This is a genomic window from Metabacillus rhizosphaerae, from assembly GCF_037201795.1.
Lineage (GTDB): Bacteria > Bacillota > Bacilli > Bacillales > Bacillaceae > Metabacillus > Metabacillus rhizosphaerae.
Map to the genome: position 1 here is coordinate 3082746 of NZ_CP147403.1, position 16040 is coordinate 3098785.

Here is a 16040-nt window from a genome sequence, read left to right on the forward strand (position 1 = left end):
ATAGGTTGGCCCCTAGCTATTTGGCAGGGATGGGATTACCTTTCTTCTTTCTAGTCATATTTTAGGAGAAATTGAACAGGTTGCTGACAGAATTGGTGTTATTAAAAATGGAAAACTTGTGAATGATGTTACTCTTGCAGGATGTAAATAATTAAGAAACCCAGTTAATCATACATGTGAAGGTAGCTGGGTTTTAAAGTTGTTTGTGCAAAATAAATCCTAAGTGTTTAATTATAACTTTAAAACATAAAAAAATATTTATTTTTCATGGCTGCTGCCAGGTTAAATACTTTTATTGAATCGGAAATTGATCAAATTGTATCATTTTAACATACAGGTGTATCCATTTGTCTGCTGATTTATATAGTCTTGAGCGGAAAATTTATGAGCAAATGAAAAGGAACCCAAAGATTGCAGTCTGTAAGTTCTCTTTTAATCCTCTTTCCAAGCATAATTAAATAATTGGAATTTAACATGCCAATATAAAGGGATCAATCGTCAAATCGCGAATTTAATTAAGTGCTATAGACAAAATAATACTTGCTAGTTTAATAGAATAAAATTTATAAAGGGTTAGGTGACTGAATAATGAAATATAGACGTGTAGGGAATAGTGGATTAAAGGTGAGTGAGATTGGTCTGGGTAGTTGGCTTACATATGGAACGGCAGCAGAACAAGAAGCTGCTAATGCATGTATCAGAAAAGCATTTGAGTGCGGCATTAATTTTTTTGATACAGCAAATGCTTATAACCGAGGTGCTGGAGAAGAAGCAATGGGTGCCGCACTAAAGCCTTACAGTCGGTCAAATTACGTGTTATCAACAAAGGTATTCTTTCCAATGGGAGAAGGACCAAATGATCGCGGATTATCTAGAAAACATATAATGGAACAATGTGAAGCGAGCTTAAAACGTCTCGGTATGGATTATATCGATATCTACTATTGCCATCGATATGATGAGCAAACACCTACAGATGAAACACTAAGGGCCATTGATGACTTAATTACCCAAGGGAAAATAATTTATGGTGGTGTTAGTGAATGGAGTGCAGCACAAATTAAGGAGGCTGCTGGAATTAGTAAAAGATTGAATCTTTATCCACTTGTTTCAAATCAACCAATTTATAATATGTTTGAGCGTTACATAGAAGACGAGGTACTAAAAGTTAGTGAAGAAGAAGGAATTGGGCAAATTGTATTTTCTCCACTTGCACAAGGCATTTTAACAGGAAAATACAAGCCGAGAACACAAATTCCACAAGAAAGCAGAGCAGCAAACGATAACGTTAATGGTGTTATCAATAGTTATCTGAAAGAAAATGTGTTGGAATGTGTTCAGGATCTAGAGGGAATAGCTCAGGAGCTTGATATTTCATTAGCTCAGCTTTCATTAGCATGGGTACTTCGAAAACAAGGAATCAGTTCTGCATTAATTGGAGCAAGTAGACCGGAACAGATTGAAGAAAATGTAAAGGCTGTTCAAGTCAACCTTCAAGCTGATGTACTAGAAAAGATCGAGAAAACATTAAAGAAAGTGGAAGGTTTTACTCCATTAAGATGATCAAAAGAAGGGCGGACCAATGAATTAGGTACCGTCCTTTGCCAAATATTAATATTGAAAAACAGCAGAAAGTTTTGCTTCGATTTCTATTTCTCGCTTTTGGATTGGAGGAGGAGCTTGTAAGCTTGTTTCTGTAGCAAAGGACATTGATAATTCTTTCGGTGCGAAAGCAACAGGTTCTTCTGTAATTTTTGTAGGTGGAAGTTGAATTGTTACCCCTATTTGTTGCCCTAGTTTCATTGCCTTTTCAGTGGCATTTTTCATTGCCAATTGTAAAGCCTCTTGATAATATCCTTCCTTATTGGACACTTCAAAACGCAGACTTCCTGCCATATTAGCGCCAGCAGATACTGCTGCTTCATAAGCCTCTCCTGCTTTCTGAAGGTCACGTACTGTGACTTCGAAAACATGTTGCACTTGATAACCCTTTAAAATAGACTTACCTTCAACAAAATCATAAATGGGTTGAATCGTATAAGATAATGTTTGGATATCATGAGATGAGATTCCTACTTGTTGAAGTGATTCAATAACCTGGTTTGATAGTTTGGAATTTTCATTTTGAGCGATTTCTACATTGCTATTTTCAGTCATAACACCGATGTTCATTATTGCTTGGTCAGGCATAACCGTTATACGACCATTACCTTCAATTATCATTTTACCTTGAACCTGCCTAACTGTCCTGGAGTAACTATTGTTATTGTAAGGAAAAGGTGTTTGAAAATAACACATTATGTTTCTCCTTTCTTCTTTTCAATATAAACATTTGGATAAGTAAATGGTGATGTTCTCCATTTAAGGTATGATGTAAAGTTTGCAATAAATACATAATATACAAACTAAACCTTAAAAAATGAAACGTCTTAAATCTTTGATATTATTGGGTTATTGATTATGTTTTTGTAAGCCTCCAGTTTTTTTATTCCACAAAAGTATGTTCTCCTAAAAATCAGCCTCTGGTACGATTTTTAGGAGAACATAATCAAGGGATTTAGGTTAAGCTGATAGCGAAAATGTAGAAGAGATTATGGAGTTTCCTTACTTGTACTATAGGTATTTCACTACATTTGATATTATTTTGAATAAGTTTTGAGCTTATTTTCTTTACCGATCGTTCTCAAAATGTTATATTGACTATGGGAGGAGGAAAATAGAATGGCAAGAAGCAAAGAATTCGAAGAGAACGTAGTATTAGACAAGGCGATGAAGCTCTTTTGGGCACAAGGTTATGAGAAGACATCCTTGACCGATCTGGTCGAGCATATGGGAATCCATCGCAGAAGTTTGTATGACACATTTGGTGACAAACATACGCTGTTTTTGAAAGCTATGGATCGATTTCACGATAAAGTCAGTTCAGAGCTTACAGCAGAAGTTAAACGTTCCAAGACTGCAGCGGAGGCTCTTCAGTTTATTTTTAGTTTCATGATATACGGTGAAGAAAACTCGCCTTCAGGCTGTTTAATGGTGAATTCGGCGGTGGAATTGGCAATGCGCGATGCCGATGTGGATTCAAAGTCCACTGAATCGTTTACACTATCAGAGCAGTTACTCAAGGATATTATTCTGTGGGGGCAGGAGGAGGGAGAATTTACCTCAGAATATGATGCCGGAGAACTTGCGGAACATCTGCATACTGTATGTGTTGGGTTAAGGGTAATGACAAGAACCTCCATTCCCAAAGAAAAACTATACGGTATAGCCAATTTATCCATAAAACTTTTAGATAAATAATTATTTTATTATTAGAACTATAGTTCCTTTGTGAGTAAGTCTGAGCTGTAGTAAAGCTTACTCCTAAGAAGATATCATTGCTTATCCATTTTTTAGAATGATCGTTCTCGTATATGAGTCTTGCTTTGCTTAATCTTTCTTCATGAAGGGAACATTCTTTTGTGCTTTTTAGAATGATCGTTCTCGTATATGAGTCTTTCCTTGCTTAATCTCTCTCCTTGAAGGGAACATTCTTTTGTGTTTTTTAGAATGGTCGTTCTCGTATATGGGTCTTGCTTTACTTAAATATCTCTCCATGAAGGGAACATTCTTTTGTGCTTTTTAGAATGATCATTCCCATATAGTGAGACTTGCCTATGTCCACAACTTCTCCTTAAGAAAATCATTACTTGCGTAGTTTTGAGGAGGAAGCCATTTTGTTGTACCAAAATTAATTAATAAAAGGAGCACATAAAAATGAAAATTTCTGAACAAGTCGCATTTGTCACCGGCGCGAACCGAGGTTTTGGACGCCATTTAGCACTTGAACTTCTAACCAGAGGGGCTAAGGTTTATGCTGGTGCAAGAAATCCTGAGTCCATTAACATTCCCGGCGTAATTCCTGTAAAGCTTGATATTACCAACCCTAAAGAGGTAGCTGCAGCCGCTATGGTCGCTAAGGATGTTACGCTTTTGATCAACAATGCAGGATCGTCTACAGGTGCTTCTTTGATTGACGGTGATCTCGATAAAATACAATTGGAGTTTAATACGCATTTCTTTGGAACACTTTCCATGGTTCGTACTTTTGCACCGATTCTAGTAAATAATGGGGGAGGATCGATTCTGAATATTCTTTCTGCATTATCTTGGGTTAGTTCGGGAACTGTTGGCGCTTATACGGCTGCAAAGGCGGCAGAGTGGGCATTGACGAACGACCTACGTTTAAATCTCTATCCTCAAAATGTGAGAATAGCTGGATTACATGTAGGCTTCATGGAGACAGACATGACGACGAGCTTAGAAGTTCCCAAATCCAACCCTGAGGATATCGCAAAAATTGCTATTGATGGATTAGAATCCGACAGCTTTGAAATTGTTGCTGATGACGTGAGCCGAAAGGTCCAAAGAGATTTTGCAGGTGGTGTATCTGCGATATACCCACATCTCTCCTAATACAAATTACTAATACAGTGATTTGTCCAATTTCAAACAAAAGGTAAAAGGACACAAGTATACAACGGGTAACATAATTTGAAGAGGAGTGTACAAAAATGGATAAATTGTGGAGAAAAACGACAATTGGAAATTTGGAATTACCTCATCGTTTAGCGATGGCACCAATGACACGTAGTAGAGCGCAAGAAGATGGTACACCGGGAGAACTAAGTTCCCTTTATTATTCTCAAAGAGCATCTATGGGATTAATTATTAGTGAAGGTACACAACCTTCTGATGATGGACAAGGTTACTTATGGTCACCTGGCATCTATACTGAAAAGCATATTGAAGGGTGGAAAAAGGTTACGGATGCGGTGCATGAAGCAGGTGGATTTATGTATATCCAATTAATGCATGTTGGTCGTATGTCGCACCCTGACAATACACTACATCATCGTCAAGCAGTTGCACCATCTGCTATTGCACCCAGTGTAGAAATGTTTACTGCTAAAGGGATGCAGGAAATACCCGTTCCACGGGAGTTAAGTGAAGAAGATATTCAAAGGACAATTGCAGACTTCCGAAAAGCAGCATCTGCAGCTATTGAAGCAGGAGCTGATGGCGTTGAAATTCATGGAGCAAATGGTTATCTAATTCATCAATTTATCGGAGTGAATTCTAATAAACGAACGGATAAATACGGTGGATCAATAGAGAATCGTGCTCGCTTTGCTATCGAAATAACGAAAGCAATCGTTGAAGAAATTGGAGCAGAAAGAACAGGCTTTCGGATTTCACCAGGGACACCTCTTGGTGGGATTGAAGAAGGTGAACAAGGTCCAGAAGTTTATCTCCATCTTGTAAAAGAATTAACTCAATTCAATTTAGCTTACCTTCATGTTATGCATTTAGGAAACGAAACACTGCTCCATGAAATTCGTTCAATTTGGTCAAATCCATTATTAGTCAATCGAGCTGGTCGAGCTCTAGAAGATATTAGTGTAGATATTGATAATGGCGTTGCTGATATGGTACCAGTCGGTGTATGGTCATTAGCTAATCCGGATTTAGTAGAACGTCTCAAAAAAGGGTTTCCTTTGAATGAAGCAGACCGTACAACATTCTTTGGTGGTAACGGAAGCTTGGGTTATACGGATTATCCTACGATGAAAGAATTAAAATCTCAAGAAGAGTAAGTATAGCTTTTAGGGTGAAGAATGGCGTACAACTGAAAAATTGTACGCCATACCAAAGTATTGTAAAGGAAGAGGATGAAAAAATGAGAGCTGCTCAAATGCAGAAATATTCAAAAGAAGTTCAAGTGGAATTGAATGATGTTAAAATACCAGAAATTAATAGCCGTGAGGTACTCGTTAAAGTAAAAGCAGCAGGTGTTAATCCATTAGATATCCTTATTATAAATGGAAGTATTCGAATGATTTCTGATTATGATTTACCATTAACTTTAGGAAATGAACTATCTGGCGTTATTGAGGCTGTTGGAAAAGATGTTGAGAATTTCCACGTTGGTGACCACATTTATACGAGGTTGCCAGTTAATCAAATTGGAGCTTTTGCTGAATATGCGGTCATCAATGAAGATGCGATATCCATAATGCCTAAAAATCTATCCTTTATTGAAGCAGCCGCTGTTCCTCTCACTGCTTTGACTGCTTATCAAGCATTAAATGACGTACTCAATGCTCAGCCTAACAAAAAGATATTTATCCCTGGAGGAACCGGTGGCTTTGGTGCTATGGCAATCCCCATCGCCAAATCAATGGGGTTATATGTTATAACAAGCGGCAGTGAGAGGGGTAGATCACGTACACTGTCGATTGGTGCTGATAGATTCATAAATTATCATGAGGAAAACTATGCCAACATTTTATCTGATATAGATTATGTTATTGACACCTTGGGAGCAAAAGAGATAAAAGCAGAACTTGGTATCTTAAAACCTCAAGGAAAGTTAGTATCATTAAAAGCCGTACCTAATTATCGCTTTGCGGTTGACAATAATTTTCCAATGTGGAAACAATTATTGTTTGGTTTAGTGGGTGCTCGTGTAGATTTTTTAGCACGTAAACATAAAAATGAATATCACTTTTTATTCGTACACGCCAATGGCAGTCAATTACAAAGAATCACTAATCTTGTTGAAAAAGAAAATATCACGCCATCTATTGATTCAATTTATAATTTTAATGACATTAACAAAGCCTTAATAAAGGTTTCTACTGGACACTCACAGGGCAAAGTTATTGTAACCTTCTAATCTGAAATTTAAGTAAATGGAAGAACTCTTGTTAAACTATTAGGTGCTTCCTTTTATAGATCTAGCTACCAATAGGGTAGCTTTTTATTTATGTCGCAAACGGGGAAGGTTAGTTTAAAAAGGAAAAAACCACTATTTTTCTGTCACTTATATTATGATTATTATATAGAAAAATTGTAACTTTTTGATAGATAAATCGTAAGTAATAAAGACTTTTAGGGGGAGATAATTTATAACCATGCTCGAAAAGAACAGTATTACGGATTGATGTGAGAGGAATAATTCAAGAATTAACTTCGTGTTAAATACATATTTAAGCATTATCTATGAACATCCCTAACATAGTTAAGTTTTAATTTTCATTTGTTTGGAAATATAATAGTATTAGTGTTACTATTTGTTGGAAGGGAAAGTGGACATACCCTTATAGATTGGCTCTTATTGGAGTACTAGTTTTTTCAAGGGTAGCGTTATTTTCCAATAATTTTTGTATGTTGATAAAAAGGAGTTTTTAAAATGGATAAAATTGAAGTAGGCGAAGTATTTACAATTACTGATGAAAATGATCAGGAAAATGAAGTTGAAGTGTTGGCTGCAATTACATTAGAAGGAACAGATTATGTAGCTGTTGGGTTTGTTGAAGATATTCAAGATGATTCAGAAGAGGATATCGATGTGTTCTTTTTAAAGCTAGATGATGAAGGTGATTTCTCTGCAATCGAGAATGATGAGGAGTTCGATAAAGTATCATCTGCATTTGAAGAATTAATGGATGAGGAAGAATAGGAGAGGGGGGACCCTCTCTTTTATTATAAAATCTTTAAAAAGGTTACGGTTACTTTGCACATAGCAGCTTAATTGTGGCATTCTCAACTGTGTAGCCAAGTCGATGGAGATGTTTTCGTATACCACCTCGTTCCCATGTCTTTAAAAGCTTATGTTCTAAAGCTTTTCGAGGATAAAAAATCCCAATACTCGTAAGCTCTTCAAAATTCATACCTTGTTGAACATATTGTTGAATGATTTCATCTCGCATATCAATAATCGATAAAAAATTCATCATCGCATCCTTAAATTCTGTTTTTGAAAAGACACCCTTTTGATGACCAGTAATAAATATGTCTGCATCAATGTTTAGCAGGCGCTGGCCTGATTGGATAAATTCATCTATGCTTCCATCTGTGCCGTTATACCATGGTCCAAAAGATGTCATATCATAATCTCCAGTATAGACAATACCTAAGTTAGGGAAGTAAGGGCACGAAAATCCTTTAGTATGTCCTGGTGTATGCAAAAAAATGACGTTTACTCCACCAAATGAATACTCTTTTTCATAAGCATATGTTCCATCGATTTCTGAAAGACTTTGAATCCACTCTTTTGGAATATTTTCTTGCCATAACTTTGCACCTTCTGAACCCCACTCCTGATAAATCCCATTATTTTTTGCTACTCCATCAATTGTAAGTGAAGTGTGATATTCAATTGGATTTATCCATTTTTTAGCATGCTTGAACAAATAATTATGTTGAGTATGATCTGGATGATAGTGTGTGTTAATAATTAAATTTACTCCATATTGCTCGTTTATTTTCATTAATTCTTGAGGTTCAGCACCAGTATCAATTAACACCTTCTCAGAACAATTTATGTATAAACTACGTGAATAAGGAACCTTACTATTATTTGGTCCTTCAACAATTAGAATAGGGCCAAGTTTTTTCATCTAGATCACCTCGTTAAATATTGATCAACCTTCACAATAACAAATGAATGAATACTCATTCATTATATCAGAAAACATTCCAATATGAAATCGATTTGAAATGAATGATTAACTTGTAAGGAATCATAATGGAAGTGAACTACTTGGCATTGAAATTGGACATTGAGAATCACTTTATTTAGTAAATTATTTTACAAAAATTTTTAAAAGTGTTCTTACTAAAGTGCTTGACAATTTGTTCAGATGGTAACAGTACAAATACTCCTGTACCTATTTATCTCTTTTATAAAGGCTCTATTCTAAGACATTGTTGATTATAAAACGAAAACTGCTTAAGGTTGATTGGAGCGGAAGTGCGAGACTCCTGCGGGAGTAGCGGGACAGGTGAGACCCACTGGCTTTGCACACCTACCAAAATAAGTAAATAACAATCTGTGTAAGTTATAGACAAACGCAAAAAAAGCTCCTATTGTAGATATGTTGAATGTTTGTTCCCATAAACAAACTATCTACAAAGGAGCACCAAACCAATATTATGTTAGCTCATAAAACTGTTATTAGTCAATGTTTGTCTTTATTACCTACAGAAGATTTATCCTGTCCTCTCTTAAACTACGATATGAAAAAGCTTTCTGTTGAACAATTGATTAAACTGTTCATCACCGCACAACTAGATCATTGGGAGTCTTATCCTGAATTCGAAATTAAAATGCGGGCGTACTCAGGACTCATGAAAGAGATTGGGATAGAAAGCATTAGTAGTTCACAGTTAAGCAGAAGAATTAATGACTTAGATACTACGGTCCTGCAAAAATTATTCTTTAAGGTCTTACATCAATTGAATTTTCATACCCATCACTTCTCAGGTCTTCCTAATATCGGGAGACTCCGAATAGTAGATGCAACTCATATTAAACTTCCAGCTGTTTTATCTGAATGGGCTTACGTCACAAAAGGATGGAACGTGGTCAAAATGCATACCCGATTAGTCGTGGCATCACCTGATGTTCATTACCCAGATAAAATTGTGCCTTCCAACGGGAAGGCTTCAGACCACGAAGGAGGAGAATTATTAATAGAAATCTCTGATGCCACCTATGTGATGGATCGTGGTTATATGGATAAAATCAGGATGAATCGATGGATTAAAGAAGGCATTAAATTTGTCATTAGAATAAAAAGTGATATCACGATTCAAGTTTTAGAAGAATTCGAAGTACCCGAAGGGGAAAATATCGTTAGAGATGCAAAGGTGATACTTGGTGCTGAAAAGAAAATGGAACCTGTAAGGTTGGTAGAATATCAAGATTCTGAGGGGAAGATCTATAAAGTAGCGACGACCAGATGGGATTTATCATCACCTGAAATTGCCGAGATTTACAAAAATCGATGGGTTATTGAACTATTCTTTAAGTGGATCAAACAGTCTCTACGCTTTGTCAAAGTGTGGAGCACAAAACCACAGGGGATTTGGAACCAAATGTATATCGCAATGATCGCGTATGTTCTTACCCTGATCGTGAAGCTAAAATCTAAATCCGAAAAAAGCATGTTGTCCATTTTAAAGCATATCCAGACTTACCTTAATAGACCATGGGGTCAATTTATCGATGCCTTGGAATACAAACCAAAGAAAACGTCAAAGGGCAGGCAGAAAATACCCGATAAGCCAAAGGGAAAAGTAAATTATGGTCATGTAGCTCTTGTCGTTGAGAAAAGAAAAAAGCAAGTCAAAAGAACAATTAAATAAATAAACTTACAAAAAATGGGGACAAATAGTGATCTTATTTGAAGATTTTCTTTTTTGCTCCCACAGTAAAATACAGATGTAAAATTTTCACTTATATTCAAATTTATTTACAACTTTGCAAAACCAGTGGGTGAGACCCCACAGGCGTTTACGCCGAGGAGGCTCACCGCCCGCCCCGCGGAAAGCGAGCAACTGGAGAGGAAATCAACCACACCGTTCTACTTGGTATATAGCAACAAAGTTTGGCTAGTCAGACTTTATAAAAACCCAAAAAGATTTACGTACATCAATAATCAAAAAATTCAAATAATTAGTTGACATCGACTTTTCCTATATGATATAACTCAAATTAGCAAGTTAATCGTTACATAAGATTTTTAGATAAGTGGTGATATGACATGAAAATTACAGCTAAAACGATTGCTGAACAGCTAGGTTTATCTATTGCTACTGTCGATCGAGCATTGAATAACAGAAGTGGTGTAAGTCCTAAAACATTAAAAAAGGTTTTAGAAAAGGCAAAGGAATTAAATTACAAACCAAATATGTCCGCGAGTTTACTTTCTCGAAAAAAGCAAATTCTCGTAGCATTTGTTTTTCCTATTTATCCAGAATATTTCTGGAAAGAAATTGAAATGGGAATTATGAAGGCATATAAAGATTTATGTGATTATGGATTTGAAATAGACATCATTCGAACGTCGAAATTTGAAGTCGAAGAGCAAGTGCGAGTTGTTCAGGATATTATTCAATCAACAAAATATGACGGACTTGTCCTTTCAGCTAATGATGCAACCCCATTCATACATGTAATCAATACAGGAATTGAAAACGGCTTTCCGATTTATACGTTTAACAGCGACTCTCCTACAAGCAAAAGACTATCCTACGTTGGTGCAGATTATCAAGATTCTGGGCGATTAGCTGGAGAGCTTTTGTATCATTTTACACATACTTCTAAAAAATTCGCATTAATTACAGATAAAATGAATACGTTTCAAATGCAGCAAAAAGTTCTCGGTTTTATAGAATATACGGCACAGTCAAATAAAATGGAGCTTATACGCCCATTGAAAATTAGTAACACAGATCTCTCAAACTCTATTATGGAATTAGAAGACGAGTTAAAACTGGTCGATGGAATTTATGTTGCCACTGGAGCACTTGCCGATGTGGCAAGAGGAATAGAAGAAATGAAATTAAATAAGAATCCAATTCTAATTGGTCACGATATGAATAAAGAAATTCATCACTTTCTTAAGAATAATGTCATAACTGCAACGATCTGTCAGGATCCAGTTTACCAAGGGTCACTTGCAGTAAGAAAAGTATTTGATCATCTTATGCTAGGGGAGCCTATACAGGTTGTAAAGGACATTGTAAAACTGGAAATTGTAACAAAGGGCAATGTGAAATATTATGTACACGAATAATTGACTATCGTACATCAGTTTAAAACACCTAGATTGATACGGGTAAATAGTTCAGAATTGTTTAGTACTTTAGTAGTTTACCTGTTTCAATTCTTATTATTAAAAATGATGTACGATAATCAATTTATATTATTCTTCATTTCTTGAAAGGATGTGGTACAAAGATCATTTATTGAGAAAGTTGTTCTTTTAAAACCAATAAGTAGGAGAGTGACGATTAATGAGTCGGTTAAAAGTAATCCAAATAGGTGTTGGAGGATTTGGTCAATCTTGGTTAACAATTTTACGAGATTTTAATGAAATTGAATTAGTTGCTGTTGTTGATGTGGATGAGAATAACATAGTGGATGCAAAGAAATTATTGAAGGATGACTCAATTCAGTTTTTCCAAAATCATTTAGAAGCATTTGAACAAGTTGAAGCAGATATAGCGATCATCATTACACCACCGCAAACACATAAACGCCTTGCACTAGACGCACTACGAGCAGGATTATATGTCTTCATGGAAAAACCAATTACTCATACATTCGAAGAAGCTACTGAATTATATAATGAAGCGAAGAAATACGAGAAATTTATTATGATTAGTCAAAATTATCGATGGAGACCAGAGATTTCAGCGATAAAGAATTGTATTCAACAAGGTATCATTGGAAATGTTGAATATGGAGAATGGAATTTTAGAAGAGCAACAAAATTTGGTGGTTGGCGAGATCAATATAGTGAGATTTTAATAGAAGATATGAGCATACACCACTTTGATTTATTAAGACATATTTTAGGGAAAGATGCGACATCCATTTATTCAAAAAGTATGAAACCATCTTGGAGTTGGTTTGGTGGGAATGGAGTTGCAAGCGCAATCATTAAATTTGATGAAACCTTAATCAACTATTTTGGGAGTTGGGTAACACGTGGGAAAGAAACATCTTGGAATGGAGAGGTTCGTTTAGTAGGGAGCAAAGGAATTATTGAATTAATTGATGATGTTCCACTTTTGACTTATGAAGATGGAAAAACACATGAGTTAGAGCTTCCCAAAATGCCTTATACTGATCGTGAATTTTCGATTTTTGAAATGGTTCAAGCCATAAAAGAAAATCGAAAGCCAATCACTCATCTCGAGGATAATTTAAAAAGCTTTGCAATAGTGGGTGGTGCCCTACAATCTATTAAACATGGTGAAGAAGTAACCATTGTAGGGAGTAAAAGTATAGAAGCAATTAATTAAAGGGGGAATTTATGATGAAATCACACTTGAAATTAATATGTGGTCTTTTATTTTTAATGCTAATCGGACTTGTTGGATGTAGTAGTGATGGGGCTAGTAATGATCAACAAGGAGATGGCAAAAATAAAACTGATGAAGTCGTAACATTAAAGGTTTGGGATTATTTAAATCCAGATTCACCTCCAGAGAAAGAACAATTAGAATTGCTTCGTAAGTATGAAGAAAGTCACCCGAATATTAAGTTCGAGCGAACGTATTTTCCTTTTGCGGATTTAAAAACGAAACTACTACAAGGCATTGCGGGGAACGAATTGCCGGATATCGTCATAATCGATAATCCTGATCATCAATCATTCGCAGCTGCAGGGGTATTTGCTGATATTACAAAGGAAGTAGAAGCATGGGGAGAAGCAGATAAATATTTTGAAGGTCCAAAAGATTCAACGATGTTAGATGGTAAGTACTACGGTATTCCAAATAATAGTAATGCGCTTGCACTTTATTACAATAAAGACATGTTTGAAGAAGCCGGTATTACTGAACCACCAAAAACTTGGGAAGACCTAAAAGAAGCAGCAAAAAAATTAACAACAAATGATCGCAAAGGTTTAGCAATTGCTGCAACTAAAAGTGAAGAGGGTACATTCCAGTTTTTACCTTACTTATGGCAATCTGGTGCTGATTTAGACTCCTTTGGTAGTCCAGAAGCTATTTCTGCAATGACATTTATCCAAGATTTAGTGAAAGAAGGCTCGATGTCGGAAAATATTATTAATTGGGATCAGCAAGATGTTCTTGTTCAATTCCAAACAGGAAAAGCAGCTATGATGGTAAATGGACCGTGGCAGCTTCCTACACTTAGAGAAGAATCTAAGGATATGAATTGGGATGTTGTACTTATGCCAGAAGATGAACAAGCTGCTTCAATACTTGGCGGAGAAAACTGGGCTATTACAGCAACAACAGAACATAAACAGGAAGCATTTGATTTTATAACCTGGACTCAACAGCCTGATGTATTGGGACCAATGCATGAACTTGGAGGTCGATTACCTAACCGTGAAGATGTTGCTAGCGATGAGAATTATGAATGGAACAAAGACCCACAATTACAAGTGTTTGTCCAACAGATAAAAACATCTAAACCTCGTGCTTACGGAACAAAATATCCGGAAATATCAACAATCGTCCAAGAAGCCCTTCAACGATCAATTACTGGTGAAGATGTTGAAAAAGTAATGAAAGAATCTGCAGAAAAAATAGAACCTTTATTACCATAATAAAAGCGACTGAGTTTGAAATACGCTCAAACTGATTCAGAAGGGGGCTAAACTTTGGAAGCGGATACAAGAGTTGAATCTAATAGGAAGGTAAGTGTTGGTTTGCAATTTGGTCCATTTTTGAAGAAATCTCTGCCAAAATATTTATTTATCATACCTGCCTTTCTTTTTGTTGTAATTTTTATGCTATATCCAATTTTTTATAATATTTTTATTAGTTTTCAAGATGTTACTATCATGAATTTAAAAGGTGATAAGTCATTTATCGGGCTTGAAAATTATCGTCAAATTTTTCAAGATGAAAGATTTCTTCTATCCTTAAAGAACACTGTGATTTACACTGTTTCCTGTATTGTTTTTCAGTTATCAATTGGTTTTTTGTTAGCATTATTTTTTAATCAACAATTTCCGATGCGCAACTTCTTTCGCTCAATTTTGCTTTTAGCGTGGATGACACCGCTTGTTATAACGGGAACACTATTTAAATGGTTATATGATGTGGATTATGGTGTACTCAATTATCTCCTTATCCAAATTGGATTAATAAGTGAACCCATAAACTGGTTAGGCCAACAAAGCACTGCATTAATGGCCATAATCGTGACAAATATTTGGATTGGAATTCCGTTCAATATGATTCTCTTATTATCAGCTTTACAAGCACTGCCGAGTGATGTCTATGAAGCTGCAAAAATAGATGGCGCATCAAGAATACAGTCATTTTTTAAAATTACACTACCACTAATGAAGCCAGCAACTTTAGTCGTCTTAGTTCTCGGGATTATCTACACGTTTAAAGTATTTGATATTATTCTGATCATGACTGGAGGAGGGCCAGTTAATGCAACACAAGTTCTTCCGTTTTTCGGTTACGAGCTTGCTTTTGTAAACTTTAAATTTAGTCTTAGTGGTGCTGTAGCCACAATTATTCTAGTAATCTTAACAGTCATCTCTCTAATTTACCTATATTTGATCAGGAAGGAGGAGTCAATGTGATGAAATATACTACAAGACAATATGGAATGTTTGTCATTGCACTCTTAATAACAGCAGTGTTTCTATTTCCCATCTATTGGATGATCACGACGTCTGTTAAGCCAATTCAAGATGTGTTTGCAACTCCTCCGATGATTTTTCCTGAAACGATTCAGTTTAGTGCGTACATCAAAAATATAGTAGAAGATCAAAGTATTTTATTGTACCTAAAAAATTCGTTAATCATTGCGATTGGAACATCATTATTAACACTTTTATTAGCTTTGCCTGCAGCATATGCAATGGCTCGTTTTCGCTTAAAGGGTAGTGGAATCTTCCTACTAATCTTACTTGTCACGCAAATGGTACCTGGTATTATGACAGCTATGCCACTATTTATCTTATTTAGTCATTTTAACCTACTAAATAGTTATGTAGCTTTAATAATCGGAAATACAACACTCGCTTTACCATTTGCTATATTAATAATGCGTCCGTTTTTTCTTTCAATTCCAAGAGGTTTAGAGGATGCAGCAGTTATTGATGGCTGTAATCGTTTCACTGCATTTGTTAAAGTCGTTCTTCCCTTGACAAAACCTACATTGTTAACAGTTGGTACGTTCAGTTTTTTATTCGCTTGGGGAGATTTAATTTTTGCCTTAACGTTAGCTACAGATGAAAAAATTCGACCATTAACAATGGGGCTAACAAAATTTATTGGTCAATATGGAACACAGTGGGATGGACTAATGGCAGTGTCTACGATAGCTGCTGCCCCAATTATTATCATGTTTATCTTATTACAAAAGTATATTGTAAGCGGAATCACTGCAGGATCTGAGAAATAAAGGAAGAATACTAATTTTATTTACTAGAAGTCATTTTTAATAAAACACATATTCAACTAATTTTATGGGGGAGATT

14 protein-coding genes and 1 pseudogene are annotated in these 16040 nt (G+C 35.7%); 13 read left to right on the forward strand and 2 right to left on the reverse strand.

Annotated features, from left to right (window positions below; all coding sequences use genetic code 11):
- Positions 1–31: 31 nt before the first annotated feature.
- Together WCV66_RS15135 and WCV66_RS15140 are read left to right on the forward strand one after the other, a co-directional pair.
- A pseudogene (locus tag WCV66_RS15135) lies at positions 32–139 on the forward strand (ABC transporter ATP-binding protein); the annotation flags it as partial.
- A gap of 449 nt (positions 140–588) precedes the next feature.
- A complete protein-coding gene (locus tag WCV66_RS15140) occupies positions 589–1563 on the forward strand; it encodes an aldo/keto reductase family protein (RefSeq protein ID WP_338785929.1) in 975 nt (324 codons plus the stop codon).
- Between the two features lie 48 nt (positions 1564–1611).
- On the opposite strand, the gene WCV66_RS15145 is transcribed toward WCV66_RS15140, so the two are convergent.
- Positions 1612–2298, reverse strand: coding sequence for an SIMPL domain-containing protein (locus WCV66_RS15145; protein WP_338785930.1), 687 nt, complete (start codon positions 2296–2298; stop codon positions 1612–1614).
- Positions 2299–2721: 423 nt separating this feature from the next.
- On the opposite strand from WCV66_RS15145, the gene WCV66_RS15150 reads away from it, so the two are divergent.
- The 5 genes from WCV66_RS15150 to WCV66_RS15170 all read left to right on the forward strand — a co-directional run bounded on the left by WCV66_RS15150 (position 2722) and on the right by WCV66_RS15170 (position 7504).
- Positions 2722–3300 carry a TetR/AcrR family transcriptional regulator gene (locus tag WCV66_RS15150; RefSeq protein ID WP_338785931.1) on the forward strand — a complete coding sequence of 193 codons (579 nt, stop codon included), beginning with the start codon at positions 2722–2724 and terminating at the stop codon, positions 3298–3300.
- Positions 3301–3756: 456 nt separating this feature from the next.
- A complete protein-coding gene (locus WCV66_RS15155; RefSeq protein WP_338785932.1) occupies positions 3757–4455 on the forward strand; it encodes an SDR family oxidoreductase in 699 nt (232 codons plus the stop codon).
- A 98-nt stretch (positions 4456–4553) separates the two neighbouring features.
- Positions 4554–5636 (forward strand): alkene reductase, encoded by a 1083-nt coding sequence (locus WCV66_RS15160; protein ID WP_338785934.1) that lies wholly within the window; start codon positions 4554–4556, stop codon positions 5634–5636.
- An 83-nt stretch (positions 5637–5719) separates the two neighbouring features.
- On the forward strand, positions 5720–6718 hold the full coding sequence (locus WCV66_RS15165; protein ID WP_338785936.1) for an NADP-dependent oxidoreductase: 999 nt from the start codon (positions 5720–5722) through the stop codon (positions 6716–6718).
- A gap of 516 nt (positions 6719–7234) precedes the next feature.
- Entirely contained in the window at positions 7235–7504 is a 270-nt protein-coding gene (locus WCV66_RS15170; RefSeq protein WP_066327095.1) for a DUF1292 domain-containing protein, read from the forward strand.
- A 49-nt stretch (positions 7505–7553) separates the two neighbouring features.
- Here the strand turns inward: WCV66_RS15170 and WCV66_RS15175 are convergent, their stop codons facing one another.
- Positions 7554–8444, reverse strand: coding sequence for an MBL fold metallo-hydrolase (locus WCV66_RS15175; protein WP_338785937.1), 891 nt, complete (start codon positions 8442–8444; stop codon positions 7554–7556).
- 535 nt (positions 8445–8979) lie between these two features.
- On the opposite strand from WCV66_RS15175, the gene WCV66_RS15180 reads away from it, so the two are divergent.
- The 6 genes from WCV66_RS15180 (at position 8980) to WCV66_RS15205 (ending at position 15964) form a co-directional block, all read left to right on the forward strand.
- Positions 8980–10194, forward strand: a complete 1215-nt coding sequence (locus tag WCV66_RS15180; protein ID WP_338785938.1) for an IS4 family transposase — start codon at positions 8980–8982, stop codon at positions 10192–10194.
- 398 nt (positions 10195–10592) lie between these two features.
- A complete protein-coding gene (locus tag WCV66_RS15185) occupies positions 10593–11627 on the forward strand; it encodes a LacI family DNA-binding transcriptional regulator (protein WP_338785939.1) in 1035 nt (344 codons plus the stop codon).
- 220 nt (positions 11628–11847) lie between these two features.
- Positions 11848–12861, forward strand: coding sequence for a Gfo/Idh/MocA family oxidoreductase (locus tag WCV66_RS15190; protein WP_338785940.1), 1014 nt, complete (start codon positions 11848–11850; stop codon positions 12859–12861).
- 11 nt (positions 12862–12872) lie between these two features.
- Positions 12873–14141 carry a sugar ABC transporter substrate-binding protein gene (locus WCV66_RS15195; protein ID WP_338785941.1) on the forward strand — a complete coding sequence of 423 codons (1269 nt, stop codon included), beginning with the start codon at positions 12873–12875 and terminating at the stop codon, positions 14139–14141.
- A gap of 54 nt (positions 14142–14195) precedes the next feature.
- The gene (locus WCV66_RS15200) at positions 14196–15137 is read left to right on the forward strand and encodes a sugar ABC transporter permease (RefSeq protein ID WP_338785942.1); all 942 of its coding nucleotides are present in this window, start codon (positions 14196–14198) and stop codon (positions 15135–15137) included.
- The gene (locus WCV66_RS15205) at positions 15137–15964 is read left to right on the forward strand and encodes a carbohydrate ABC transporter permease (RefSeq protein ID WP_338789458.1); all 828 of its coding nucleotides are present in this window, start codon (positions 15137–15139) and stop codon (positions 15962–15964) included. Before WCV66_RS15200 ends, WCV66_RS15205 begins: the two co-directional genes overlap by 1 nt.
- The last annotated feature ends 76 nt before the right edge of the window (positions 15965–16040 follow it).

Excerpts from the sequence above, each read along its gene's own strand:
- WCV66_RS15140 (WP_338785929.1), top strand. The coding sequence starts at position 589 with ATGAAATATAGACGTGTAGGGAATAGTGGATTAAAGGTGAGTGAGATT.
- WCV66_RS15145 (WP_338785930.1), bottom strand. The coding sequence starts at position 2,298 with ATGTGTTATTTTCAAACACCTTTTCCTTACAATAACAATAGTTACTCC.
- WCV66_RS15150 (WP_338785931.1), top strand. The coding sequence starts at position 2,722 with ATGGCAAGAAGCAAAGAATTCGAAGAGAACGTAGTATTAGACAAGGCG.
- WCV66_RS15155 (WP_338785932.1), top strand. The coding sequence starts at position 3,757 with ATGAAAATTTCTGAACAAGTCGCATTTGTCACCGGCGCGAACCGAGGT.
- WCV66_RS15160 (WP_338785934.1), top strand. The coding sequence starts at position 4,554 with ATGGATAAATTGTGGAGAAAAACGACAATTGGAAATTTGGAATTACCT.
- WCV66_RS15165 (WP_338785936.1), top strand. The coding sequence starts at position 5,720 with ATGAGAGCTGCTCAAATGCAGAAATATTCAAAAGAAGTTCAAGTGGAA.
- WCV66_RS15170 (WP_066327095.1), top strand. The coding sequence starts at position 7,235 with ATGGATAAAATTGAAGTAGGCGAAGTATTTACAATTACTGATGAAAAT.
- WCV66_RS15175 (WP_338785937.1), bottom strand. The coding sequence starts at position 8,444 with ATGAAAAAACTTGGCCCTATTCTAATTGTTGAAGGACCAAATAATAGT.
- WCV66_RS15180 (WP_338785938.1), top strand. The coding sequence starts at position 8,980 with ATGTTAGCTCATAAAACTGTTATTAGTCAATGTTTGTCTTTATTACCT.
- WCV66_RS15185 (WP_338785939.1), top strand. The coding sequence starts at position 10,593 with ATGAAAATTACAGCTAAAACGATTGCTGAACAGCTAGGTTTATCTATT.
- WCV66_RS15190 (WP_338785940.1), top strand. The coding sequence starts at position 11,848 with ATGAGTCGGTTAAAAGTAATCCAAATAGGTGTTGGAGGATTTGGTCAA.
- WCV66_RS15195 (WP_338785941.1), top strand. The coding sequence starts at position 12,873 with ATGATGAAATCACACTTGAAATTAATATGTGGTCTTTTATTTTTAATG.
- WCV66_RS15205 (WP_338789458.1), top strand. The coding sequence starts at position 15,137 with ATGAAATATACTACAAGACAATATGGAATGTTTGTCATTGCACTCTTA.